This window comes from Salmonella sp. 2020_1459 (assembly GCF_043847915.1).
Lineage (GTDB): Bacteria > Pseudomonadota > Gammaproteobacteria > Enterobacterales > Enterobacteriaceae > Salmonella > Salmonella enterica.
The window spans coordinates 159,086-184,142 of record NZ_JBCMFA010000003.1; the positions used below are offsets into that span (position 1 = coordinate 159,086).

The window sequence follows — 25,057 nt, forward strand, 5'->3', positions numbered from 1 at the left end:
CTGCCTTTTTGACGCTATAGCTGAAGGGAGTAAAGAAAAGACGATATCATTATTTTGCAAAAAAATATAAAAATAAGCGCACCATTATAAACAGTCTTTCATTTATATTTTGGAACCTAAGACAAATTACACTCTTAAACTTTCAACGAATGGTCATTTAGTGGAAATCTTCGAGAAAAATGGTTCTGATGGTGTAATTATCAGACCATTAACCATGAAGATATAATAAGCAGCATTTACACCCAAAAAAAATGCAGTAAGATAGCTACAAAACTAATCTCTATTGCAATGAGGCCAAGTTAAATATGTAAATATTTAGATGCCCGGCGCTGACTCTCTCTGCACCAGGATATACGGCAGCGTCCATTCGATAATCACAGTTAGTTATAACAATATTATTACCAACATGTCAGTTATTTAAAGCACAGGCATAAGCTAAATAATCAAATGTTAAAAACATATAAACCCGAGCCCGTAGAATATGACATTAAGCTCATAATAAAAGCTCAACCTGACCGTTAGTACTAACAGCAGAATTACTGAAACAGTAGATTCTATCCTAACGACTTGTATTAGTTATTATAACTTTTCACCCTGTAAGAGAATACACTATTATCATGCCACATTTTAATCCTGTTCCTGTATCGAATAAAAAATTCGTCTTTGATGATTTCATACTCAACATGGACGGCTCCCTGCTACGCTCAGAAAAGAAAGTCAATATTCCGCCAAAAGAATATGCCGTTCTGGTCATCCTGCTCGAAGCCGCCGGCGAGATTGTGAGTAAAAACACCTTACTGGACCAGGTATGGGGCGACGCGGAAGTTAACGAAGAATCTCTTACCCGCTGTATTTATGCCTTACGACGTATTCTGTCGGAAGATAAAGAGCATCGTTACATTGAAACACTGTACGGACAGGGCTATCGGTTTAATCGTCCGGTCGTAGTGGTGTCTCCGCCAGCGCCGCAACCTACGACTCATACATTGGCGATACTTCCTTTTCAGATGCAGGATCAGGTTCAATCCGAGAGTCTGCATTACTCTATCGTGAAGGGATTATCGCAGTATGCGCCCTTTGGCCTGAGCGTGCTGCCGGTGACCATTACGAAGAACTGCCGCAGTGTTAAGGATATTCTTGAGCTCATGGATCAATTACGCCCCGATTATTATATCTCCGGGCAGATGATACCCGATGGTAATGATAATATTGTACAGATTGAGATAGTTCGGGTTAAAGGTTATCACCTGCTGCACCAGGAAAGCATTAAGTTGATAGAACACCAACCCGCTTCTCTCTTGCAAAACAAAATTGCGAATCTTTTGCTCAGATGTATTCCCGGACTTCGCTGGGACACAAAGCAGATTAGCGAGCTAAATTCGATTGACAGTACTATGGTTTACTTACGCGGTAAGCATGAGTTAAATCAATACACCCCCTATAGCTTACAGCAAGCGCTTAAATTGCTGACTCAATGCGTTAACATGTCGCCAAACAGCATTGCGCCTTACTGTGCGCTGGCAGAATGCTACCTCAGCATGGCGCAAATGGGGATTTTTGATAAACAAAACGCTATGATCAAAGCTAAAGAACATGCGATTAAGGCGACAGAGCTGGACCACAATAATCCACAAGCTTTAGGATTACTGGGGCTAATTAATACGATTCACTCAGAATACATCGTCGGGAGTTTGCTATTCAAACAAGCTAACTTACTTTCGCCCATTTCTGCAGATATTAAATATTATTATGGCTGGAATCTTTTCATGGCTGGTCAGTTGGAGGAGGCCTTACAAACGATTAACGAGTGTTTAAAATTGGACCCAACGCGCGCAGCCGCAGGGATCACTAAGCTGTGGATTACCTATTATCATACCGGTATTGATGATGCTATACGTTTAGGCGATGAATTACGCTCACAACACCTGCAGGATAATCCAATATTATTAAGTATGCAGGTTATGTTTCTTTCGCTTAAAGGTAAACATGAACTGGCACGAAAATTAACTAAAGAAATATCCACGCAGGAAATAACAGGACTTATTGCTGTTAATCTTCTTTACGCTGAATATTGTCAGAATAGTGAGCGTGCCTTACCGACGATAAGAGAATTTCTGGAAAGTGAACAGCGTATAGATAATAATCCGGGATTATTACCGTTAGTGCTGGTTGCCCACGGCGAAGCTATTGCCGAGAAAATGTGGAATAAATTTAAAAACGAAGACAATATTTGGTTCAAAAGTTGGAAACAGGATCCCCGCTTGATTAAATTACGGTAAAATCTGAGAGAGGAGATATGCATTATTTTTTTATCATCGTAATCTGGTTGCTTAGCATAAATACGGCATGGGCTGATTGCTGGCTTCAGGCTGAAAAAATGTTCAATATTGAATCCGAACTACTTTACGCTATCGCCCAGCAGGAATCGGCGATGAAACCTGGCGCCATTGGTCATAACCGAGATGGTTCAACCGATCTTGGCCTGATGCAAATTAACAGCTTCCATATGAAAAGGCTGAAAAAAATGGGGATTAGTGAAAAACAGTTGTTACAGGACCCCTGCATTTCTGTCATTGTGGGCGCCTCCATTTTATCAGATATGATGAAAATCTACGGTTATAGCTGGGAGGCCGTTGGCGCTTATAATGCCGGGACGTCGCCGAAACGATCGGATATAAGGAAACGTTATGCTAAAAAAATTTGGGAGAATTACAGAAAATTAAAAGGAATGTCAGCAGAAGAGAAAAACAAAAGACTTTCTATCGCGGCAAACAAATAATTATACAGAAATAGCTTACTTTCAGATAGTTCTAAAAGTAAGCTATGTTTTTATCAGCTTGCCGTCGTCATAAGCAACTGGGCTTGCATTGCTTTTAGTTGTACAAACTGTGAGGCGTCTTCCAGCATTCTATTGTTCCGTGAATCCCGGAAATCTGCACGTACCTGCTCCAGATTACTATGAGGATTATCCTTAAGTACAAGGGCCGCCGCCATCGTTCCGGTTCTCCCCACTCCGCCCAGACAATGAATCATCGGTAAATGCTTATCTGATGAACTACGCCCCGGCGCGCCATTTTGGTTACTATTTTTCACCCTATCCGCCAGGTATTCTAACTGATCCGTAGACGGTAACGGCTGGTGATCTGGCCAATTTTTCACATGCAATACCGGGATTGTATACCGCTTTTCCCCGCAGGACAGTTGCATATTGTATTGGTCTATCGCTTCTCCCTGACTGGCTGAGCTCACTTTTTGGCTGTTGGTATGCACCTCGCCAAAGGTGTAGCTCCCTCTGAAATAGGGTGGTAATTGTTTTGCCTGCATCTGATCTTCCGACGTTAACACCACCAGGCACGAGCATTCTTTTTCAAGAAGCATTTTCATATGCGCTTCCAGCGCATCCGGCGTATTTTTTGGGTACGAACCGGCTAATGCCACAGGCTTACCGTCAAAAGTTAACGTATTCACTGGCACAGGCATTCCATCGCTCAGTTTCACCTGGGTTTGCTGATTAATTGGAATGCTGCTGACCGCAAATCGTGCCAGGCCCAGTGTCGGTCCGCTCATCGTCTGTGGCATTGGCGCGCCGGCTTCTATTTTCTCAAGTTCAGCTGTAACATTTTTCAGTTCTTTAGCAATAACGTGAATTTTTTTTACAGCCTGGGTTAATTCATGAGTAGAGGCTTTATCAACCCACCTCTCAACCTCTCCTCCACAGGTTCCCCATTGTGAGAACCGGGCTACACCGACCTGAATATTTGTTAACGTTGTAACATAATCATTAAGTTGTTTAGCCTCTGGAATTTTATTTAAATTCTGTAAATTCGTCATTAATGAACGCAGCGGGCCGTTACCTGAAGCCATCTCCTGGAAGTTTTCTCGCAGGCTATTTCCATCCATTTGTTCCAGTTGCGGTAATGTTCTTTTAAGTCCCTTTAGCGCGATATCGAGTAAAGGTTGCTTACTTTCTGCTCCAACATCGTTATTTTTTTCTGCCACTTTTGTATCGCCGCCTTTTATGACTAAAGCGGCATTCCTGACACCAACATTATCCTTGCTCTTAATAAGGTTTATAAACCCTTAGTCAGCAGCTTTTACACACTCCGTGATCTGCACTGCTAAACGTTGGGTAAGGGGTTTGTTCATATTTATACGGGACATTAACAGTGCGTCATTAACCGCTGTTTCCCCATATTTTTCCGTTAGTGCATGGAGAAATGTCTGTAAAATCTTTTGGTCCTGTACTCTGATATTTTCCGTATGTTTTTGCACCACTTCGGTGTTTTTAAATAACGGCATTTTTCCAAGCCAGGTTAATACTTTTGACGAAAATTTTTCAGGCGCAACATATGCCTTATCAGTATTTTCCTTAGCAATATAAAGTCGGGCATCATTCGACACACCAACTTTTGAAAACGAAGACAACGTTAAATTATTCAATTTTCTCTCCTCATACTTTAGCATATTCCTGCAGTATGTTTTTGAGCGCTTCCTGCTGATTCACAAATGACTCAAGCTGCGATATAATATGGTAAGTATTTGTCAGATCGGTAATTGCATGTATAAGCAACAACGTCTCTGCGGCATCAATATACGCTAACGTACCTTCATTATTCGCAGCCAGTTCACCATTAATCACCATAATCTGCCGCCAGATAGAATCGCCACAAACAGGCGATAACGGTATAATCATACCGTTCAATAACCAGATATCATCTTTAGCTTCAATAGACGTAAAAATATCGCTATCGAGTAATAATAAGCACTGATTGTTGTCGTCAAAAGTGAGCGGTAAACCCAATTTCTCACCAATATTAGCGATAATATCCTGGTGTGCTTGCAATTTACTTTCCTCTTGAATTATATCTTTTATAAGATTGCTTCTTCAAATTTAATCTGGTTACACAATGTCTTGATACTTTTTCGCGCCCATCGCCGGGCGCAATATTTCTCTCCTTTAATCCAGTAGAATAGCCATTCACTACGCATCGGAACACATATCAGCAGCTCCTTCGGATCATTTTCAACATGACGTAACTTGCCTTTAATAACAAAACGCGAACTGTCAGCAATATCATCATATATTGCAGCCATACCTGAACCGGGTACTACATGTGTGATGATTTTCATAACAATTAATCTTATTCAATTGTTGTCAAGCGAGAGAAAAATACTACACCCTGGACTCAAGACTTTTTTTAACAACACGGCATATATCCGCAAAGGTCGTCATATCAGGAAGATCGTTTTCATTGCAACTAATGTCAAACTCCTCACTAAGACCAAATACAATATCAATTAAATCCAATGAGTCAGCGTAAAGATCCTCAACCAGATGGGTCTGACCATTGATACTATCAACATCAACGGCAATACAGGAGGTGATCACTTTTTTGACTCTTGCTTCAATATCCATATTCATCGCATCTTTCCCGGTTAATTAACGCTGCATGTGCAAGCCATCAACGGTAGTAATAACCCGATCCACGCCAGGTTTATTCAGGTATGACTCGTAAGCCGGGCCAGCTCGCCAGCTACCGTCTCCGATAAGGCCGTCCAGCACATTACTTAACACATAGTCAGTTTCCCCTTTTAGCCTGGTCAGCCCCGCCTCTCTGGCAAACTGCAGTGCAATCTCAGCCAGTTTTTCTTTTTGTGGATGATGAGTAATGACCTCTTTGAGAGTCTCCATTTTCGCTTTCAATTCTGGGTGCTTGTCAATATCGCTACATTGCGCTTTCAACGCTGCACTCTTTATCGTGTCATTGGGTAATATTTCCGCACGCAAGCCGTCAAACGCTCTGCGTACAGGGAACGGTGTGGAGGTATCTGGCTCCAGGGCTTTACGTATCACACCCAAAAACGTCTCACGGGCGTCGAAATGCATTGAATGCATATTCGTAACGCTCGGTACTGTTGAGAGGAAACTATTTTGCTTAAACTTCAAACCAGAAAATGGGCCAGTCTTATCTGTCTGACTATTATCATTATCGGTCGTACCGGCTTTATTACCTGTAATTACCGTCGTGTCTGATTGTAAGGTATCGGTTTTAACATTCTCGACGCCAGCCAGTTGACTGGCAAGCGGCTTCACATTCACAATCTCTGCCGTCTGGCTTTGCTGTTTATTATCATCAACGCCGTGCACCGTGGCCTGTACCGGCTTGCCGATAATGCTCTTGCTGGTTACGCCATCGACTTCATCAAAAGAGGTTGTTTCACCCGTAGTGCCCTTTTCTGACGTGACCACCTTTCCATCTTTACTTTCGGATGAAGCGTTGGTCACAGCCTCTGCCGTCGCATGAGCCGTGACGTCAATTTTACCCGCGATGCCATGGTCAATTGCCCCTGTGCTGGCGCTGTGTGCCGTCTCCGTTTGATGCGTAGTCGAATCCACACGCGAATGACTATGACTTACGTTGCTGCTGTTAGTCGAATGGTGTGACTCGCCATTGCGTTGGCTGTTATCAATAAATGTTCGGCTATTATCAATCGTCTTCCGGCTATTATCATGGTTGCTATTATCGATATGGCGCTGGCTATTATCGACATGGCTTCGGCTATTGTTAATATGCTTACTGTTATCCACGCTATGGTTACTGCTATCAATATTAATATTGATATTAATACCCGTAGGTTCTGCTTTTTTCCCACCATCAGGTACTGGTCCAGCCGCAGGCTCCGGAATTTTAGGGTCAGGCAGTTTATCTGCAGGAATTTGTGCAAAAACATTACGTAGCAGCAGGGGTATCAACGTTTGCATTTCAAGGTGCCGGGCTTCCCGTCCTACGCTGGTACCCTGCTCTTGCGTTAATTTTTGGTGGCACATATCAAGCGCCTCAACCGCCTTCGCCGCCGCTTTGTCAACAAGGTGCGTAAGATTGCTGCGGGTTAACGGATCTAACGTACAGCCAAAGTTATGTTCAATGCAGCTGGCAATATAGGGCATCACCTCCTGCATAACAAGATTCGTCGATAATTTACTTAATTCACCACCAGTGTTATTTTTGATAATATCTAACAGCTGCTTTTCCAGGTTTTCCAGCTTCGCTTCCGCTTTCTTTGTTTCTGGCAGCCATGGCCCAAAAGCTGACTTTTCTTTCAGGCCATCTTTTATGATTTGCGCGGTATACTCTGCCCCCACCTTCATCAGTAGCGTCTTCGCCTCAGGAGAATCACTGGTGGCGTTGAGCGCTGAACGAAAGAGCCCGGCAAACTCCATTATCGCTTTCTTACCGGCGACATTATTTGAATTGGTAAAAACTTCTTTTAACGCCTCAGCGTCTTTCCCGCATTTAAACAATGCATCCAGACTCGCCTGTTTGATCAGCGCGGGAAAATCTTCCAGTTGCGGGCCTTTAATTTCCCCTGACAGCGTCGTTGTGGCACTTTCTCTGACTGCGGAAAGATTCGCCGCAAGATTCGTGGCCTGCGTTTTGATCTCGGTCTGCATACCTGGCATTATGACGGGGGGCTGAGTCCTTACACTTGTAACCATTATTAATATCCTCTTCTGTTATCCTTGCAGGAAGCTTTTGGCGGTTTCCAGGCTGCTACTTATCGTACTGCTCAGCACTTTTACCAGGTTGTCGTACAATGAATTGGCATTGCTATATTTTTGCGTCAGCGTCTGTAATGTGGTTTTCATATTTTCTTCCTGCGCTTTAAAACCCGACTGCCAGGCTTGATATTTGGCGTTATCCATTTCGAGTTTTGAGTCTTTTCCCGGCGCGCCTAAACCATCAATATCCTGAACCATTTTTTGTAATGGCGTCAGATCAACGGTGACGACATAACCGGATCCATAAGATTTCAGGCAGCTATTCGGTAAATTCAATTCACTGAGCCACTGTCTCGCTTCCGCTTCAGTGGCTACTTTAACGCCGCTGCCTGACTGCGCTGGAAATAAAACGGTATTACTGTTTATTTGATTATATTTATTGACTAAACTGTTTAAATCATTTTTGAGTGAGGTAACATCTAGCTTAACGGTATTACCGTCCTTACCTGGTAATAACCAGCCTCCCATTTTGGAAAGAATATCACTGAAGGCCTGATAAAAATCGGTATAGACTGCGACAACGTTTTCATAAACGCCCAGATAGCTGTCACCTATCGCCGATATATTTTGGGAAACCATATCCCAAATCTCAGCATCAGAAATGGTTGTTCTCGGCTGCGCCATAGGCGAAGCGCTAAATAAGGCCGACGTCGGCGCAGAAAACGCGCTCCGCAGGTTCTCATTTTGTTCTGCGGATAATGACACGCCAGACTTCGCCAGCGCATTCAGGCTGCTGGTCAACTGCTGGCGCGCCAGCGTGCGCTCGTCATTATTCTCTTCAGAGATCGGTGGCGTTGACTGCAGCGTCTGCTGTGCCTGCTGGATTTTAGTAGCCGCCTGCGATAATGAAATGATATCTGTACCGCGATGTTCTGTGGTAGACGGTACCACGGCAGTCTCGACGTGCTCGCTCGCCGAGGGAGTCTGCGGCCGTTCGGCAACGATCCCCGGATGAGGAGAAGCGGAATAATTTTGAATATTAAGCATAATATCCCCAGTTCGCCATCAGGAGCGCGATTAAATCACACCCATGATGGCGTATAGATGACCTTTCAGATTAAGCGCGAATATTGCCTGCGATAGCAGCAAGTGCGGATGCTTTCGACTGGTTAATGCTCTCCATTGTTTTCAGCATTTCCTGAATCAGGCTGGTCGATTTACGTGAACTTTCACGGGCTTCGTCCGATGCGGTGCTGGCAACACGGTTATTCACCTGGCTAATTTGCTGCTCGGAACGTTCCTGAGTAGCGGCGTACTGCCCGGACGCCCCTGCAATACCACCGACCGTGACCGAGTTCTTCATAATCAGATCGCCCGTCATCTGCATCTTGCGCGCATCAATTCGGGTCATATCCATGGTATTCTGCTCAAGACGAATATCGGATTCGACAGACTCAAGACGTTTCGACAGAATAGCCTGATGTTCAGGGGAGATTTGTTTATTACTGTCTTTAATACCCAGACTTTCCGTGGCGCTGGTTCCGGCATTAGATTTAAGCGTCGCATCATTAAGATTTTTCGTCGCATCGGTACCGGTTTTCTTCATATTTAACGATTTCAGAGAATCGACGCCTTCAGCACCGAGTTTGACGCTATTCTGCCCGTTCAGCACGTTTTTAATACTGTGGCTTTCAGTGGTCAGTTTATCGATCTTCGCGGCATTATGTTTAAGCGCGCCTCTTTCATTCTGCAGCCCCTTATATTCCAGTTTGGCGCCCACGCCAGTGATCCCCAACTGAAGCGCGCTCTGGGAAATACTACCGGACAACGCATTCATCCCTTCGCGCATCATGGAGCTTGCTGTCGTTTTAGCTGCATCAAAACTGACTAATGACAACTTACCAGACAGTTTGCTATCAGCCTGGTTCAACGTCAGCATTAACGTATTCGCGGCAGCCAACAGCGCAACGGCACTGGAAGACATTCCGCTAATATCAAAAAACTTTCCGACTTCTGCCTGCTGCTCGCGTAACTGGGTTTGCACAACCTCATTCGCTTTAGTCGTGACATTATTTGCCAGAGCATTCAAATCCTGATTCATGTCGGTATTTTGAATACTGGCTTTTAAAAAGGACGTGATCGTTCCGGGGGTTTGCGTTAATACCCCTGGCGCAGGCGCGCTCAGTGTAGGACTCAACCCCAGGTCACTGACTTTACTGCTGCTAATACCAATACTATTCAGAATATCTTTAGCGCTAACGGATTGCGAAGCTGTCTGTGAACTATTCTCAACAGAATGATTATTTAAATAAGCGGCGGGATTTATTCCCACATTACTAATTAACATATTTTTCTCCCTTTATTTTGGCAGTTTTTATGCGCGACTCTGGCGCAGAATAAAACGCGAAGCATCCGCATTTTGCTGTACCGCAGAAGACATGGCTTTTTGCAGTTCCGCCGTTACCTTCTGGTTTTCACCAAATATTTCTACGGATTGTTTAAGCCACTGCTGAATCTGATCCATGGCAAAACGGGCGAGCATAAAATCAGCAAGCGCCTCGCTGGCATTTTTAATAAATACGCCCTCGGCAACACCACCGGCTGACTGGGCTGCGGTATTCGTGACTTCCATGCCCAACGCCACTTTATTTAGGGTATTACCTACCAGCTCTTTACTTAAGGCATTCGTTTGCAGGCCCATCTTGCTACCCACATTACCCAGGCCGCTAGTAATACGTTGCATCCCCTGGGTAAAGAGTTTGCTGCCGTTTTGCGCCAACTGTTTCAGCACGTTAGGCACCAACTTCTTAATCGTTTCGCCCATCATTTTGCTCAGCGCGTTACCCAGTTTCGCCGCCGCGCCTTTCCCGACAACTGCGACCACCACAATGACCGCTACCATCGCAATAGCGGCAACAATCGCACCAACAATGCTGCCTGCCATCTCTGCCGTTTTCTTATCGACGCCTAATCCTTCCAGCGCTTTGGTAATCGCCTTGCCAATCAGCTCCATTAATGGCTTCAGCACATGCTCCATAATCGGGTTTAGCGCCTGCTGAATAAACGACACCCCCGTCGCCGCCTTCACAATTTCATCGGCCACCATTACCGCAAGTCCCACCGCAGCCAGCGCCAGACTCGCCCCACCGGTAAAAACAGCTGCCACAACGCTGACAATGGTTAGCAGCGCGCCGAGGACTTTCCCGATACATCCCATAATGCGGTTCGTTTCCTCGGCTTTGCGCGTCTCTTCCTGGAATTCAGCCGATTTCTTTTCCATCTCCGCCTGACGCCCTTCCTGCAAGGCGTTGAAAAGCGCAAGATCGTTTTGCAGGCTTTCTTCCGTATTTTTGCCCACAATCTCAATAAACATGGCCATGAGCATAGTGAGGCGGGCGACATTAGACAGATTATCCTGCTCACCCTGGGAAACCTGATTCTGAGAGGCGGCATTAGCCGTTCCCTGGAATTTGGTCAGAATGTTATCCGCTTTCTCGGCTTTCGCTTTGGCGTCTGTGCCTGCTTTAACCGTCGCATCCGTGGCCTTATCTAAGGCCTCTTTCGCCTCTGTCGCTTCTTTTCCGGCCTGTTCTACCGCGGCTTCAGCTTGTGCATAGCCGGGGTCAGCCGGGTCCAGCGATTGCAATTTATTTTGCGCCTGCGTCAGTTTTTTGGTCGCAGCGTCATAAACACTCTTGGCGGTATCCGTCTTTTTGATACTGGCTTCATAGAGATCCGTCGCCTCCTGAGCCTCTCCCAGAGCCGTCTGGAATTCTTTCGATACCTGAATCCCCATCTCTTTTTGTGACTCAATCATCGCCTGCCATACCGCCAGACGAGACTCCAGTTGAGACAGCGAAACATCGCCCAGTAGGGTCATTAACTTGCCAAGCAGTAATGTCAATTGCCCTTCGCTGGAGAGTTTTTCCCGGGCGGCGTCCGTAGGCGGCTTTAGACCCACCGTATTAATAGCGCTCTCGCCGGACTTTGTTCCGGCTTTAAGGTCGCCCGCTTTCGTTGCCACCACATCTTTAAAAGCTTTATCCGCCGCTTTTAAAAAGTCCGTGTTCTTACGAACGCCTTCAAAAGCCGCCTCAGCGAGGCGCGGATTTTGGGTATATCCGCTACGGCTAATGCTACTTGCGTCATTTACCATAATTATTCCTTTTCTTGTTCACTGTGCTGCTCTGTCTCCGCCGTTTTTAGCGCCTCCAGATAGACCAACGCTTTTGCCCGCAGAGACTCATCTTCAGTACGTTCATTGACAAGTTCAAAACACTGTCTGGCTTTTGCCGCCTTACGCATTAATAATTGACACTGCCCGGTAAAAAAAACGGGGCGATAATCATTTTTAAGTAACGTAAACGCTACTGCATAAAGGTCACATGCTTTCTGAAATTGTTTTTTCAGTTGGCATACCGCCGCCAGTCCCATGGTGTAATCGGGGTTGTAAAAATCATAAATGCATAAGAAACGAAAGAATGTCTCAGCTTCATCCAGTCGTCCCTGGTTATAAAACTCATAAGCATGAGCATATAAACCGTCCATCATATCTTGAGGGATCCCGTGAACGTCTTTTAGCGTGGCGCCTTCACTAACGGCATCCCAAATCATTTCCGCAACACGTTCTTCGCTGACATTATTTTGATAATCCATTACTTACTCCTGTTATCTGTCACCGACTTTGTAGAACTTAACGACTGCGTTTATCTGATGCAGTTATTAAACCCCGACGGTGGTTAGTGAACATTCAAAAAACGCCCAATGAATACATCGCTACTGCTTTACGCGGCTCAATGCCGTACCTCGTTTTCTTGTGGCTGAATAACGTCTTTGCCCGCGTTTTCTACCTCTTCCAGCCAAACCAGAAGACGTAAAACTTCATCAATTTCTTCCAGACTCACCAGATCATAACGGCGATGGGTTTTGAAAAGACTGCGCGCCAGTTTGATATCGACGATCACAGGTACGCCAACCTTCTCCGCATAGGCGCGGACGGCCAGTGCGCGCTGATTCGTTTCATACACCGAGATCATCGGAATCGGCATCAATTCGGGTTTAAAATAAATCCCGATCGTAATATGCGTGGGGTTGGCAACAATCAGGCGTGAGTTTTCAATATCAGATTTCACCTGTTCAGACAGAATTTCCATATGAACTTCACGTCTTTTAGATTTAACCTCTGGGTTCCCTTCCTGCTCCTTCATTTCACGCTTCACTTCTTCTTTATCCATTTTCATATCTTTCATGGTCAGGAAATATTCCGCAATAGCATCCAATAATAAGACAATCAATGCGCAAGCAAGGCAAGTTAATACCAATGCGAGGAGAAGTTCACGCCAAATGACGGCAATACCTACAATATTGCCATTTAGCTGAGAAAAGATTTCAACCTTATATTTCTTCCAGCAAATGATGGCGGCCACCACAAAGGATGAGAGATACAGTAGGGTTTTGACCGTATCTTTAACCGTGCGCATACTAAAAAGTTTTTTTGCCCCTTCTACCGGGTTTAACGCCGATAAATTAGGCTTTAATGCTTCTGTCGCCAGCACAAAACCGGCCTGTAATAACGCCGGTAATGCGGAACACACTAAGCAGAGCAGCATAAATGGAATCAGATATTTTAACCCTATCCCAAAAACGGCCAAACTGTAGTCAGCCATGCTCTGATCAAAATTATCCGCAATAATGATCTTAATTATCCCCATAAACTCATTAAATGAGCCATACGACACCAGATAGGCAATTCCTCCCAGCGTCAGGCAGGCGATAATGAGATCTTTACTTTTAAATGACTGGCCTTTTTTAGCGGAGTCTTCCAGCCGTTTTTTAGTCGGTTTTTCTGTTTTATTCGAGGACATGCGTCGCCCCTCGCTCGTAAAACCAACTGCTTAACCCTGTGGCCTGGAAAGAGAGTCGCAGTACATTGTCCGGTAGTACCGGAGAGAAATAAAGCAGCATAATTAAAACGGCAATGCCGCTTTTTACCGTCAGTGAAATCGCAAAAGCGTTCATTTGCGGAGCAAAGCGCGACAATAAACCCAGGAATACTTCTGACAGCAACAGCACTAATACCACCGGGCTGGCCAGAACCAACGCGTTTTGAGCCACCTGATTAATAAACGTTAATAGCGGCGGTAATGAAGGCGTGCACTCGTTCATCGGATCGCATAGCTGATAGCTTTTATTTAACACGTCAACCATCGTGACCAGACCGCCGTTTTGTAAATAAACGACAGCGGCAAACATATTCAGGAAATTAGCCATTTCCGAGGTATCAATACCGTTTGCCGGATCGATACTGCTACTTAGCGTTGCCCCTCGCTGGTTATCGATAATACAACCCAGCGCATGCATAACCCAAAAAGGCCATGACAGCAGACAGCCCAGCATGACGCCTACCGCCGCTTCTTGCAGAACTAACGGGATCATCGCCACCGATAAAAACGGCGGCGCCTCGTTCAATGCATGCGGCCATACTCCCAATGCCACCAGGATGATAATGGCGTTTCTCGGCGCACCGCTTAATACCCCGCTATTCAAAAACGGCAGGAAGAAAAAAATCGGCGCCACGCGAGCAAACCCCAGTGCCGCAGACGCAACCAGGTGATGAATTTCAAAGTACAACGCGTAAAACATTTTTTACCCCTTAGCCAACGCCAGGAATATCACCTGACGCCCGTAAGAGAGTAAAACTTCGCCATACCAGCCAGACAGTAAAAACAAGCACAAACACACGCCAAGTAATTTAATGCCAAAAGGCAGCGTCTGTTCCTGTAATTGCGTTACCGTCTGGAATAACCCTACCAGGAGGCCGATAATCGTTGCGACAATCGTCGGCCATCCTGACAGGATCAAAACAAGATAGAGCGCCTTATTACCTGCAAACACTAAATCATCCATTTAACTATCCCGTCTCGTAATGATGTCATGTTGCAATGTCCATATACTGTAATATCAATCCCTTAGACAGTAAGGTCCAGCCATCAAGCGCGACAAAAAGCACCAGCTTAATAGGTGTAGATATCGTCACCGGACTCATCATCATCATCCCCAGCGCCAGTAGCACGCTGGATACCACCAGGTCGACGACAACAAAGGGCAAATAGAGATAAAAACCAATTTTAAACGCGCTTTTTATTTCGCTCAGCGCATAAGCAGGTAATAACGCAAATATTGATGGTTTTTCAATTTCATCTTTGTCACGCTTTACCGTCTCGGTCTCTTCTCCATACTGACGCTTCAGTTGCGCGTTTTCAAAAAACTGAACTAACTCGCGATCTGAATATTTGATCAGATAATCGCGATAACCATCCAGACCTTCATCAACGTGTTTACTTAATGACGAAATATCATTAAAGGTGACATCTTCGTCCTCAAAATAGACGTAGGCATCATGCATTATGGGCCACATAACAAACATAGAAAGCAGCAATGCGACGCCGTTAAGCGTCATATTTGAAGGTATCTGCTGCAATCCCAGGGCGTTACGCACCATGACAAATACAATAGAAAATTTAACGAAACAGGTTCCTGACGCAATAATAAATGGCAACAGGGTGGAAAATGCCAGTAAGGCAATTAATGAGATATCATTCCCCATTACCAGACTCGCTCAGCCATTCATGGATCTCAACGCCTAAGGTGTCATTCATCTGTACCAGTTCGCCATTACCCAGCAAAACACCATTCGCCATAATTTCAACGTTAAGTTCAGCATTGGTCGGCAGTGATAATAGCTGTTGCTGCCCCATGGCTTCGAGTTCGGCGAGGGTAACGTTCTTACGATACAAAACAAATTCCAGTTTGACGGGCAATTGGTTCAAGCCAGGCAGAGTTTCTGCAGTTTCAGTTGTATTATTTTCTTCTTCGATATGTTGAATATCTAACGTTTCCACAATAATTCCCCCTTCAACACGGTTGAAATGACCTAACTTTTTCGCGTAGCAATAAACTTCCGCACGGGAAGTACGAATCAGGAGTACATCTCCGATCCCGATTCGGCCCAGCAACGAACGCTGCGTATCACTGCTACCGATTACAAAGCGCAACGGCCAACGCAGCATTTTCGGCCTGCCGCCCCCGACTGCAGGCAGTTCAGGAAGATGCTCAAACCACAGGCCGCCCCGATCGCTCATAATGTGCAACAATTTCCCTTCCGGCAGCGCGCTTCCCGGTACGGGGTTCTCTACGCATAAACGCCGACAGGACAAATGCGGCACGGGCAACTCAAACGGTCGCTCTGTTGCAGCAAGCCAGGGAACGACCAGGTGCTCAGCGCCAGCAGAAACCGCCGCCCCAGCCAGAGCGGGAGAGACATGCTCAAGCCAGTCCCCAGGTTGAATCCACGCCGACCACCGTTTTTCTGCATCGCTCAACCGAACCCACATTCCCTGTCGCGTCGGATATTCCAGCGTCGCTTCCCGGCCATGGCGCTGGCATTCTGTCGCGGTTTGCGCCAATAGCCATTCGCGACGATCAATCTGTCTCACACGCAATGACATCAGGCGTCATCCTCCTCGCCAGATTGTTGTCTGTGCTGTTGCTGCTGCGGATTTTGTTGATCGTCTCGCGTCAGGTGCCAGCGCTGGGGATTACCGTTTTGCCATTGATCATGCAAACGATGTTCAACCTGCGTATTTGACGGTATTAACGAAAACTCCCCTGCTTGCCGCGCCTGAATATTGACGGAATAGTCATTTCCCCAGCGCTGAAAACGGTAAGTCAGCGAGCTATCCTCTCCTTTCACGCCATCGGCAGTGGGAAAAATAGTCATCATCGGCTTTGATTGCGCCGCTAAAGGCATTTTTTCATCGCCGCCGGTTAATTGGCTAAGATCGGCGATAGTGGTTGGTTGCAGCGGAAGCTGAGAAACATCTTTAACCTTTTTATGATCTTTATCTTCAGGCTTACCGGTATTGGCTGCGGCCATTCGGGCAGGTGCGACATCCCGCGCCAGCGGCGCGCCCTCTTTACGAACGCCTTCGCCCGCGATGGCTTTATTATCCCCAGGCAATGCCTTGATATTATCGTCAGAGATTCCCGTGGCGTTATCGGTTACTTCACTAACGGATTCCACAGCTTTTAAATCAGCAGATAATTTTTTACCGCTTACGCTTTCTAACGGCCTATTTTTAGGCGATAGCAACGCTGCGGATTTATCTACTTTGGCCTCCGCAGAGATCAAACCGACAGATTTTTCAGCAGTGACTTTCAACAGTTTTTCAGCAATCCTGAGTTCGCCTTTTCCGTTATGATGCAGACCAGAAACGTTGCCATTGTGATGTTCTGATTTCGCTGGCGCGCCATGTCGCCATGCCGCCAGTAATACCGGTAAAGCCGTTTCTTTATGCATTACGAAAGCATCGCCATAGTCGCGATCTTTTTTATCACCGGAATATTCTGTCTTATGTTTTTCCACCGCTTTTTTTAATGCTTCTGATAAACCGCCAACCTCATCCTGCTGCGGCAGTAAAATGTTCCCGGATGAACAGACAGCTGACACATCGCCCATTAAATTATCTCCTCTGACTCGGCCTCTTCCTGCTGTATCTCTCGCTGGATATAGAATCTTTTCTGACGGATTATCCAGCGTTGATAGTTCCCTTCTTTGCGCAACCAATATTTACTTTTTTTCTGAAACTCTTCCCTTTTCTTTTCCAGCTCGCTCCGTTTTTCCTGAATTTGTATAATCTGGAGTTCTAAATCTTTTATCTGCCGGCGAACAATAGACTGCTTACGTAATAACGTATAAATTTCCTCACGACTGAGCTGTCTGTTTTCTGCACGCAGCGTATCTAATAACAATTTCAGACCCGCTATTTGTTCAAGGATCGCCTCCTCCTCGGCCTGCAGCCCGCGGTCCTCATCCTGATAGCGAAGTAATATCGACTCACACTGTGAATGAAATACCGTACAGCGCCGCTGCAATACTTTAATTCTGGTCAGCGAATGCATTCATACCGCTCAACGTGTCATCAAAGGATGAATACTGCGCTACCGGCTGGCATAACCAGGCTTTCAGGCTATCCCGCATCTGCATCGCCCGATCGTTATCGATATTTTCGCCAGGACGATATTCTCCCAAGTCAATGAAAAGCTGGAGCTCTTCCAAACGCGTCATTAATTTACGCACGGCAGATGCCTGTTCAGCATGTGTCGGCGTCGTGACTTGTCCAAAAACGCGGCTTACGCTTTTCAGTACATCGATTGCCGGGTAATGTCCCTGCCCGGCCAGCTTTCTGCTCAGATACAGGTGACCGTCAAGGATAGAGCGAATTTCATCCGCCATCGGGTCCGCCTCTTCCTCGCTTTCCAGCAGTACCGTATAAAAGGCAGTAATGCTTCCCTCGCTGGTCGCCCCTGGGCGTTCCAGCAAGCGGGGCAAATTATCGAATACGGAGGCGGGATAACCTCGACGAGCCGGACGCTCTCCCGACGCCAGTGCCACGTCTCGCAAAGCACGCGCATAACGGGTCATGGAATCGATAAAAAGCACGACCCGTTTTCCCTGGTCGCGAAAATATTCCGCTACGGTTGTCGCCAGTTGCGCCGCATTGCAGCGATCGACCGAGGGGAAATCGGAAGTGGCAAAAACCAGCACGCATTTTTCTTTCTTATGCGAAGCGCGCAACATATCCACGAATTCAGTGACCTCACGGCCTCGTTCACCGATAAGACCGATAACAAAGACATCCGCCTCCGTTTGCTCGATCAGCATATGCATCAGCATGGTCTTACCGCATCCTGCGGAGGCAAAAATGCCCATTCGCTGGCCTACGCCACAGGTCAATAACCCGTCAATCGCGCGCACACCGGTAATCAGCGGTTCACGGACGCCAACGCGCGAAGCGTAAGACGGCGGTGCGACATCAATAACGCGTTCTTCGCTAATCGGCGCCACTTCAGGGGTAAAACGCTCAACGATTTTCCCCGTCGGATCCAACACCGCGCCTAATACCGAGTATCCCACCCACGCCGATAACGCACGTCCAGTGGGATAAAGCACGACATCGCGGCTCAGCCCCTGGGCGTTGCCGATAAGGCTCAGCACAGTGCGTTCCCGCTGTAAGCCAACCACCTGCGCACGTGCAACAACCTGTTTTTGGTGCCAGCCACGGCGTATTTCACACAGTTCGCCAATGGCTACATCGCGCAATTCCGCCTCAATAATTGGGCCGGTTATTTTTTGTGGGTAGGCCAGATATTGCAGTAAACGAGGTGTTTTCATCTCATTAGCGACCGACTAAAAACTTCCAGATAGTTGTAAAACCCATTCAAGGCAGTAGAGAACTTTTCACCGTCAGATAAAAAATCCGGATGCACTAAGGCTTTAAGCGTTAGCTCCCCATTCTGCTCCCCCAGTAGTAATTGCCCGCCGCGGGCAAAATGGCATCCTTCCATTATGGTCATTAAGATTTCATAAGCCCGCTGTTGTAATACCACCATGCTGTCAGCACCCAATTGCGCCCAGATCCATACATCATCGTCCTTGACGCTGATACAGATACTTGGCAATGCAAATAAATCCAGAACAATTGTTGAATGGCTATCTATTCCTCCGATGAGTGAAGGATCGCAACCACTTACTTCCAGTGCGGAACGAACTAATTCAGCGATATCCAAATGTTGCATAGATCTTTTCCTTAATTAAGCCCTTATATTGTTTTTATAACATTCACTGACTTGCTATCTGCTATCTCACCGAAAGATAAAACCTCCAGATCCGGAAAACGACCTTCAATCATTTTCTTAATAAATCGACGGACATCGACAGACGTAAGGAGGACAAGATCTTTATGTGCAATCAATAAATCATCCAACTTAAGTGTAATGAGATCCATCAAATTAGCGGAGGCTTCCGGGTCAAGGCTGAGGAAGGTACTGCCAGAGGTCTGACGGATCCCTTTGCGAATAACATCCTCAACTTCAGCAGATACCATTACTGCTCGTAATTCGCCGCCATTGGCGAATTTATGGCAAATATAACGCGCCATTGCCCCACGAATATGCTCCACAAGGTTAATGACATCTTTTTCTCTTGGCGCCCACAATGCGAGCGCTTCCATAATTAATTTCATATTACGCACGGAAACACGTTCGCTTAACAAACGCTGCAAAACTTCAGATATACGTTGTACCGTGGCATGTCTGAGCACTTCTTTAAGTAAATCAGGAAATTTCGCTTCCAGTTGGTCCAGCATATGTTTTGTTTCCTGAATACCGAAATATTCATTGACGTTGCGCGCCAGCGTCACCGCCAGACAGTGGTAAAGCTCATCAAGCGCGTTCCGCAACACATAGCCAAGCTCCCGGAGTTTCTCCCCCTCTTCATGCGTTACCCAGAAATACTGGCTGCTACCTTGCTGATAGATTGTTGGATTAATGCCAAAGGAAACAACTTCATCGGAATAATTTACCACTCGCATCAAATCAAAATAGACCGTAAATTGTTCAACACGGATCTCATTAATCAACAATACGATGCTGTTATCGTCCAGGCCCTCGCCATCGCGTAACAATACTTCCGGCAGGCGCACGCCATAATCAATAAAGAACTGACTACGTAGACGCTCCGCAAGTTGAGCTTTTTCCAGATCTTCACGCCGGCTCTTCGGCACAAGTAATATCAACGGTACGGTCTCTGTAGAGACTTTATCGAGATCGCCAATCAGTCCTAACGACGACCCTTCTTTTTCCTCAATACTGAGCGGCTGCTCGCCTTTGCTGGTTTTAGGTTTGGCGGCACTACGTTTTGCTTCACGGAATTTAAAATAGAAGAGTACGCTTAAAACCACCGATAAAATAACAAAAACCGGCAGCGGGAATCCCGGCAGAGTTCCCATTGAAATGGTCAAAATAGCCGTAACAACCAATACAAATGGGTTGTTCAACAGCTGCGTCATGATATTCCGCCCCATATTATCGCTATCGCCATTTACGCGAGTCACGATAAAACCGGCACTAATCGCAATCAACAATGCGGGGATCTGGGCGACAAGACCATCACCAATGGTCAGCATGGTATAAGTAGACAGGGCGGAGGACAAATCCATACCATGGCGGGTCATCCCCACCGAAATACCGCCAATAAAGTTCACAAAGATGATAATGATGCCGGCAATAGCGTCACCTTTGATAAACTTCATCGCACCGTCAAAGGAACCGTAAAGCTGGCTTTCTCTTTCCAGTACGCTTCGCCGTTCGCGCGCGGCATCCGCATCAATAATACCGGCCTTCAAATCGGCATCAATACTCATCTGTTTACCGGGCATACCATCCAGAGAAAATCGGGCCGCGACTTCCGCGACGCGTTCTGAACCTTTGGTAATAACGATAAACTGGACCACGGTGACAATAGAGAAGACAACAAAACCCACCGCCAGGCTATCGCCAATAACGAATTGCCCGAACGTGGCGATAATTTCACCGGCATCGGCTTCAATCAAGATAAGACGGCTGGTACTGATTGATAATGCCAGACGAAAGAGCGTGGTAATTAACAGTACCGCAGGAAACGTTGAAAAACTGAGGATTCTGTCAATGTAGAACGACCCCATAAACACCAATATCGCCAGTACGATATTCAGTGCGATCAGGAAATCAACCAGATAGGTAGGTAATGGAATGACGAACATAGAAATGATCATCACCATTAGTACCAGAATCAGTAATTCAGGTCGTAAACGAGCACTGTTAAGTAGAGAAAGCAGCACTATAGGTATCCTGTTAATATTAAATTAAGACAGCTTTTCAATAGTACGACGCTGTTCTGCCATTTCATGCTTGTAGGCAATATCGGTCATACTACGTAACGCCATTAACAATTCTTCCTGCCAATATTCTTCATAAAAGAGTGAAGAGGGTATGGCTTTACATACTTGATAAAATATCTGCAAAAAGGATGCATGTTCTTTATGACTAAGCAATAACGCATTCAAACCTATAATATCGGCTAACAGCGAATCCACTTCATGTGGCTGTTGCAATAGCGAAAGCATCAGTAGTAGCCACGACGACTCCTCCGCATTAAACGCTTTGGTAAACGAATACGACAACAATGTACTCACAAACAGCAGGTCAGCGGAGCGCAACATTTTAAGTTGCGTCAGGCGTCGTAAAAGCTGGCCAAACTCCAGGCGCGAACAGCTGGCGTCATTCGCGTCAATATCGGTTAATAGCGAACCCTCGATAAAATCCAGTACCACCAGTCGACGTTGATAGCCATAACTGGCTATCCAGTCAGAGTAAATCTCCACTTCATGTGATTCACTCTGGATAAATTGCCGATAGCTGGCGCGCAATAAGCCTGGTTTTAACGATAATGTTTTCCCAAAAAGCCGGGCCTTCAACGCACAATTAATCCCTGCCTTGAGGGTCTTCGGATCGGTTTGCTCTTCAACGTGCTTAAGTAACGACTCCAGCTTTTTCCGCACGATCTCTTCCAGATCTTTACGACGAAGCAATTCGCGTAACACAAGGACTAAATCACTGGGGTCAGGAAATAAGCTACGCGCCTGACGTAAAAAATCTTCTAACGCGCCGCCATGTACGCTAATTAGCTTTAATATTTGCTTCGCCTTCGGTAAAGCCTCATCCTCCAGCACGCGTTCAAAACTGTTAGATAAATTACTGGATTTTTTTTCATAATCGCGACGGTTACGAAATTGCGCCAGCGCCGCTGACATTTCGTCCGTCGACTGGACAAATTTTTGTACTTCCGCCCCTGGAGACGAATCCTCCGCGGCCTGTTGTATTTCCGCCTGTTGCGCATCAGTATGCTGGGTCGCATCCTGGTGAGATGTCTGCCGGGACAATATTCTGGAAAATGAAATACCGGAGGTTGAGCCAGGAATCATTTAATTGCCTCCTGACCTCTATCCAGATAAACACGAACCCATTTCTGTAACTTATCGTCCCCACTCCAGGCACCGCTTTGTTTCAGAATATTGTTTACCGATTCGCTGGCATCCGGCGTTAACGGGTCGACAATTTCTTTTGGTTCAATCATGAATACACGAACAACATTACTTTTATTCTTACTGGAATAACGGAACAGGCTACCAATAAGCGGTAATTTGCCTAAAAACGGAATACTTTGGACAGTATCGGTATTTGCATCCCGTGTATAACCACCGACCAGCAAACTTTTTCCGTGCGGAACTCTCGCAATAGTGCTAATTAACGTTCGTCCGACTTCGGGTAACGCATCTACGGAGGTGGTAGTATCGGATTGCGGCGTCTTATCGTTACCATCTTCAATGTCCAGCGACATTTCTATCTGACCATCTGCGGAAAAACGGGGCAGCACTCGGATCATTGTTCCGTATGTTACATGCTCAAGCGCCACATTACGTTCCCCAATCAGCTTGGTGTAAAACGTTCTGTTGTTATCAAAAATAGCGGGAACATTTTCCTGAGTCAGTAATACCGGGCGCGAAACCACCGTCGCCTGTTTCTTCTCTTCTAACGCATTTACCGCGGCGATGAATCGACTGCCATCGAGGGTACTTATTGAAGCCTGGTTTAATGACACGCCAAGTTTGTCCCCAATAGTAATGCTGCCGCTCCATGAAGTGCCCAAACGCTCCAGATCGCTTTTATTAAGATCGACAATCCACAGGGATAATTCTACGTGACGTTTGGCGACATCCAGCGCTTTAACCAGCATTTCGATAAAATGCACCTGCTCAGCCGTTCCTTTTACTAACAAACTGTTGGTATCCGGATAGGCCACGATTTTAATATTGCCCGCCGCGGCGTTTTGCTTTAAAGCTTCCTGCAGACTCATGCCACCGGCATAATTTGCTGCTTTACCTTTTTCTCCATTCGCTGAAAACGCTGGCATCGCCGGAGGTTCGCTACTGACAATATTACCTAAGGGTTGCTCTTCTCCCTGCAATAACCTTTCAATCGCCGTAGCAATACCGGGGATAACCATTTTCTGATCGCGCAGATTGTAGGTACGATCGCCCACGAAGGTATTGTTCAGACGCATCACCCCTATTTTCTGGCGTCCCAGCTCAATACCATCGTTTTGCTTGTCCATCATGGTGGCGGCGTTGACCACCATATCAACATAGACGGGTGGCCCTGAAACATAGAATGTTCCTTTACGGTTATCGCCACGTAGCGGGTAATTTTTGTTATATAAACCTGAGCGTTTTAGAAAATTGTTGAACTCATTGAGTGAGACGTTGCGTAAAGAAACCACGGCATTGCGCATTTCACTGGCGTCATAAATATAGATAGCCTGCCCATCGAAATACCAAATCAGCCCCAGTTGTAGGGAAAGCTTCTCCAGTAATGCGTTAGGATCGTGAAACTCAAAGTTGCCCGTAATTTTTTTTCGTGCCGCCATTTTGCTAACAATGACAGGCTCCTTTAGCTGTAGCGCCATGGCATCGAAAAATGTCCGCAGGCTATCGTCTTTCGCAACAAACCCACTTCCCGTTACAGGTATTTTTTCACTAGAATAACCAGGTGCAACCAGAACAAGCGCGGCACATGCCAGCACTCTGGCCAAAAGAATATGTGTCTTCATTTGTCTGCCAATTGAATAATATTTGATAATTTCCGCGGCGAAACGCCGATCAGCTCTTTGATCTCACTAGAAAAATGTGAAGGCGATGAGTAACCATGATTAACGGCTAATTGGGTGATGTTCTCGTGACCTTCTACACTATTCAGCAGCGATTGCGCCATACGCCAGTTTCGTAATTCACTCTTCGCTTTTCCGCCCAACGCTCTGCTGCACAAACGACGAAAATGGGTATAAGAAACGCCATAGTCTTCTCCCAGCATTCTCATCGTGTTGCCGCTGGTTGACTGAGCGAGTAAATAGCCAACCAACCAGTAACTCTCGCTTTTTCGTAACAGCGCCAGTACCTTATTGAAGGCCGGAGAAGGCGTAATAATTTGCTGCAAAAACCAGTACTCGCAGCGTTTACGATCTTGCCAAATAGCGCGAAACTCAGGACTCAGCAAAACCCATTTATCGGATTCAGCATATGTCGTGTCCACTAATCCTGCGCCATCGATAAATGCCAGTAATTTGCTGAGTACTTCAATTTTTAACGGTCGAAAAACCAGGTCTCCTGATACTGGTGCGACAACGGCCTGCTCGCAAAAAAGCAGCGCGCCTTCCTGAATCAGGCAATTTTCATTGTGTCGGCTTTCAGAAAATGACATATGCAGCTTTTGCGCAGAACACGTCTGTATAAACCATGCTTCCGGGCTGCGGATTTTCCGCTTCTCTCCTTCTTTAAGTACTTCCTGCGTATTTAGCATAGTTGTCAGCACCAGTTAAAAATCATTTTAATATGTAAACAATACCGGGAGCGGGTGGCAAAATCCTGATGCAATCATTATGAAACTGATGCCACCCGCTAATTAAATTGGCCCACTTGCACAGCGCTTGATAATTTAAAATAGAAAATCAGCTCATAGTGTATAAATTCTGGCTTATTATTCTGCAGCAGCAAAAAATCAAATATTGTCATCGGGATGAAGAATTAATTATTTATATCAGAAGTTTTTTTTGCTAGCATTCCT

General features: G+C 46.0%; 23 protein-coding genes and 1 pseudogene. 2 read left to right on the top strand and 22 right to left on the bottom strand.

The features are described from left to right. Positions 1-617 precede the first annotated feature (617 nt). Both hilA and iagB read left to right on the top strand, forming a co-directional pair. The gene (gene hilA, locus ACH0VJ_RS09245) at positions 618-2,279 is read left to right on the top strand and encodes a transcriptional regulator HilA (RefSeq protein ID WP_001120086.1); all 1,662 of its coding nucleotides are present in this window, start codon (positions 618-620) and stop codon (positions 2,277-2,279) included. A gap of 17 nt (positions 2,280-2,296) precedes the next feature. Then, positions 2,297-2,779: an SPI-1 type III secretion system invasion protein IagB gene (gene iagB / locus ACH0VJ_RS09250; RefSeq protein ID WP_000558928.1), complete on the top strand. Its 483-nt coding sequence runs from the start codon at positions 2,297-2,299 to the stop codon at positions 2,777-2,779. A gap of 53 nt (positions 2,780-2,832) precedes the next feature. Here the strand turns inward: iagB and sptP are convergent. The 22 genes and pseudogenes from sptP to invF all read right to left on the bottom strand — a co-directional run bounded on the left by sptP (position 2,833) and on the right by invF (position 24,694). Further along, a pseudogene (gene sptP / locus ACH0VJ_RS09255) lies at positions 2,833-4,464 on the bottom strand (SPI-1 type III secretion system effector GTPase-activating protein SptP). After that, the gene (gene sicP, locus ACH0VJ_RS09260) at positions 4,451-4,843 is read right to left on the bottom strand and encodes a chaperone SicP (protein WP_001147852.1); all 393 of its coding nucleotides are present in this window, start codon (positions 4,841-4,843) and stop codon (positions 4,451-4,453) included. The pseudogene sptP and the gene sicP overlap by 14 nt, the downstream one beginning before the upstream one ends. 26 nt (positions 4,844-4,869) lie before the next feature. Continuing rightward, on the bottom strand, positions 4,870-5,130 hold the full coding sequence (locus ACH0VJ_RS09265; RefSeq protein ID WP_000692254.1) for a hypothetical protein: 261 nt from the start codon (positions 5,128-5,130) through the stop codon (positions 4,870-4,872). Positions 5,131-5,173: 43 nt separating this feature from the next. Continuing rightward, complete coding sequence (locus ACH0VJ_RS09270) at positions 5,174-5,422, bottom strand: acyl carrier protein (protein ID WP_001055579.1); 249 nt, start codon at positions 5,420-5,422, stop codon at positions 5,174-5,176. 18 nt (positions 5,423-5,440) lie between these two features. Further along, positions 5,441-7,498 (bottom strand): SPI-1 type III secretion system effector SipA, encoded by a 2,058-nt coding sequence (sipA, locus tag ACH0VJ_RS09275; protein ID WP_000258819.1) that lies wholly within the window; start codon positions 7,496-7,498, stop codon positions 5,441-5,443. Positions 7,499-7,516: 18 nt separating this feature from the next. Beyond that, the gene (gene sipD / locus ACH0VJ_RS09280) at positions 7,517-8,548 is read right to left on the bottom strand and encodes an SPI-1 type III secretion system needle tip complex protein SipD (RefSeq protein ID WP_000932249.1); all 1,032 of its coding nucleotides are present in this window, start codon (positions 8,546-8,548) and stop codon (positions 7,517-7,519) included. Positions 8,549-8,618: 70 nt separating this feature from the next. Beyond that, positions 8,619-9,848, bottom strand: coding sequence for an SPI-1 type III secretion system needle tip complex protein SipC (gene sipC, locus ACH0VJ_RS09285; RefSeq protein WP_000909019.1), 1,230 nt, complete (start codon positions 9,846-9,848; stop codon positions 8,619-8,621). A 27-nt stretch (positions 9,849-9,875) separates the two neighbouring features. Beyond that, a complete protein-coding gene (sipB, locus tag ACH0VJ_RS09290) occupies positions 9,876-11,657 on the bottom strand; it encodes an SPI-1 type III secretion system needle tip complex protein SipB (protein WP_000245788.1) in 1,782 nt (593 codons plus the stop codon). Positions 11,658-11,659: 2 nt separating this feature from the next. Next, complete coding sequence (gene sicA, locus ACH0VJ_RS09295) at positions 11,660-12,157, bottom strand: SycD/LcrH family type III secretion system chaperone SicA (RefSeq protein ID WP_000386309.1); 498 nt, start codon at positions 12,155-12,157, stop codon at positions 11,660-11,662. A 137-nt stretch (positions 12,158-12,294) separates the two neighbouring features. Further along, a complete protein-coding gene (gene spaS, locus ACH0VJ_RS09300; RefSeq protein WP_000097719.1) occupies positions 12,295-13,365 on the bottom strand; it encodes an SPI-1 type III secretion system export apparatus protein SpaS in 1,071 nt (356 codons plus the stop codon). Continuing rightward, the gene (spaR, locus tag ACH0VJ_RS09305) at positions 13,352-14,143 is read right to left on the bottom strand and encodes an SPI-1 type III secretion system export apparatus protein SpaR (RefSeq protein WP_000498965.1); all 792 of its coding nucleotides are present in this window, start codon (positions 14,141-14,143) and stop codon (positions 13,352-13,354) included. Before spaR ends, spaS begins: the two co-directional genes overlap by 14 nt. A 3-nt stretch (positions 14,144-14,146) precedes the next feature. Next, positions 14,147-14,407, bottom strand: coding sequence for an SPI-1 type III secretion system export apparatus protein SpaQ (spaQ, locus tag ACH0VJ_RS09310; RefSeq protein WP_000342503.1), 261 nt, complete (start codon positions 14,405-14,407; stop codon positions 14,147-14,149). A gap of 25 nt (positions 14,408-14,432) precedes the next feature. After that, positions 14,433-15,107 carry an SPI-1 type III secretion system export apparatus protein SpaP gene (gene spaP / locus ACH0VJ_RS09315; protein ID WP_000526016.1) on the bottom strand — a complete coding sequence of 225 codons (675 nt, stop codon included), beginning with the start codon at positions 15,105-15,107 and terminating at the stop codon, positions 14,433-14,435. Further along, positions 15,097-16,008, bottom strand: coding sequence for an SPI-1 type III secretion system protein SpaO (gene spaO, locus ACH0VJ_RS09320; protein WP_000058739.1), 912 nt, complete (start codon positions 16,006-16,008; stop codon positions 15,097-15,099). The genes spaP and spaO overlap by 11 nt, the downstream gene beginning before the upstream one ends. Continuing rightward, complete coding sequence (spaN, locus tag ACH0VJ_RS09325; protein WP_000503085.1) at positions 16,008-17,018, bottom strand: SPI-1 type III secretion system protein SpaN; 1,011 nt, start codon at positions 17,016-17,018, stop codon at positions 16,008-16,010. Before spaN ends, spaO begins: the two co-directional genes overlap by 1 nt. After that, positions 17,018-17,461: an SPI-1 type III secretion system protein SpaM gene (gene spaM, locus ACH0VJ_RS09330; RefSeq protein WP_001520714.1), complete on the bottom strand. Its 444-nt coding sequence runs from the start codon at positions 17,459-17,461 to the stop codon at positions 17,018-17,020. Before spaM ends, spaN begins: the two co-directional genes overlap by 1 nt. Further along, positions 17,439-18,734, bottom strand: coding sequence for a SctN family type III secretion system ATPase InvC (invC, locus tag ACH0VJ_RS09335; protein WP_000856766.1), 1,296 nt, complete (start codon positions 18,732-18,734; stop codon positions 17,439-17,441). The genes spaM and invC overlap by 23 nt, the downstream gene beginning before the upstream one ends. Beyond that, the gene (spaK, locus tag ACH0VJ_RS09340; protein WP_001164066.1) at positions 18,731-19,138 is read right to left on the bottom strand and encodes an SPI-1 type III secretion system chaperone SpaK; all 408 of its coding nucleotides are present in this window, start codon (positions 19,136-19,138) and stop codon (positions 18,731-18,733) included. The genes invC and spaK overlap by 4 nt, the downstream gene beginning before the upstream one ends. A 23-nt stretch (positions 19,139-19,161) precedes the next feature. Beyond that, positions 19,162-21,219, bottom strand: a complete 2,058-nt coding sequence (gene invA / locus ACH0VJ_RS09345; protein ID WP_000927220.1) for a type III secretion system export apparatus protein InvA — start codon at positions 21,217-21,219, stop codon at positions 19,162-19,164. A gap of 24 nt (positions 21,220-21,243) precedes the next feature. Beyond that, on the bottom strand, positions 21,244-22,362 hold the full coding sequence (gene invE / locus ACH0VJ_RS09350; protein WP_000612171.1) for a type III secretion system gatekeeper InvE: 1,119 nt from the start codon (positions 22,360-22,362) through the stop codon (positions 21,244-21,246). After that, on the bottom strand, positions 22,359-24,047 hold the full coding sequence (invG, locus tag ACH0VJ_RS09355; RefSeq protein ID WP_000848099.1) for a type III secretion system outer membrane ring protein InvG: 1,689 nt from the start codon (positions 24,045-24,047) through the stop codon (positions 22,359-22,361). The genes invE and invG overlap by 4 nt, the downstream gene beginning before the upstream one ends. Continuing rightward, a complete protein-coding gene (invF, locus tag ACH0VJ_RS09360) occupies positions 24,044-24,694 on the bottom strand; it encodes a type III secretion system transcriptional activator InvF (RefSeq protein WP_001674874.1) in 651 nt (216 codons plus the stop codon). The genes invG and invF overlap by 4 nt, the downstream gene beginning before the upstream one ends. Positions 24,695-25,057 lie beyond the last annotated feature (363 nt).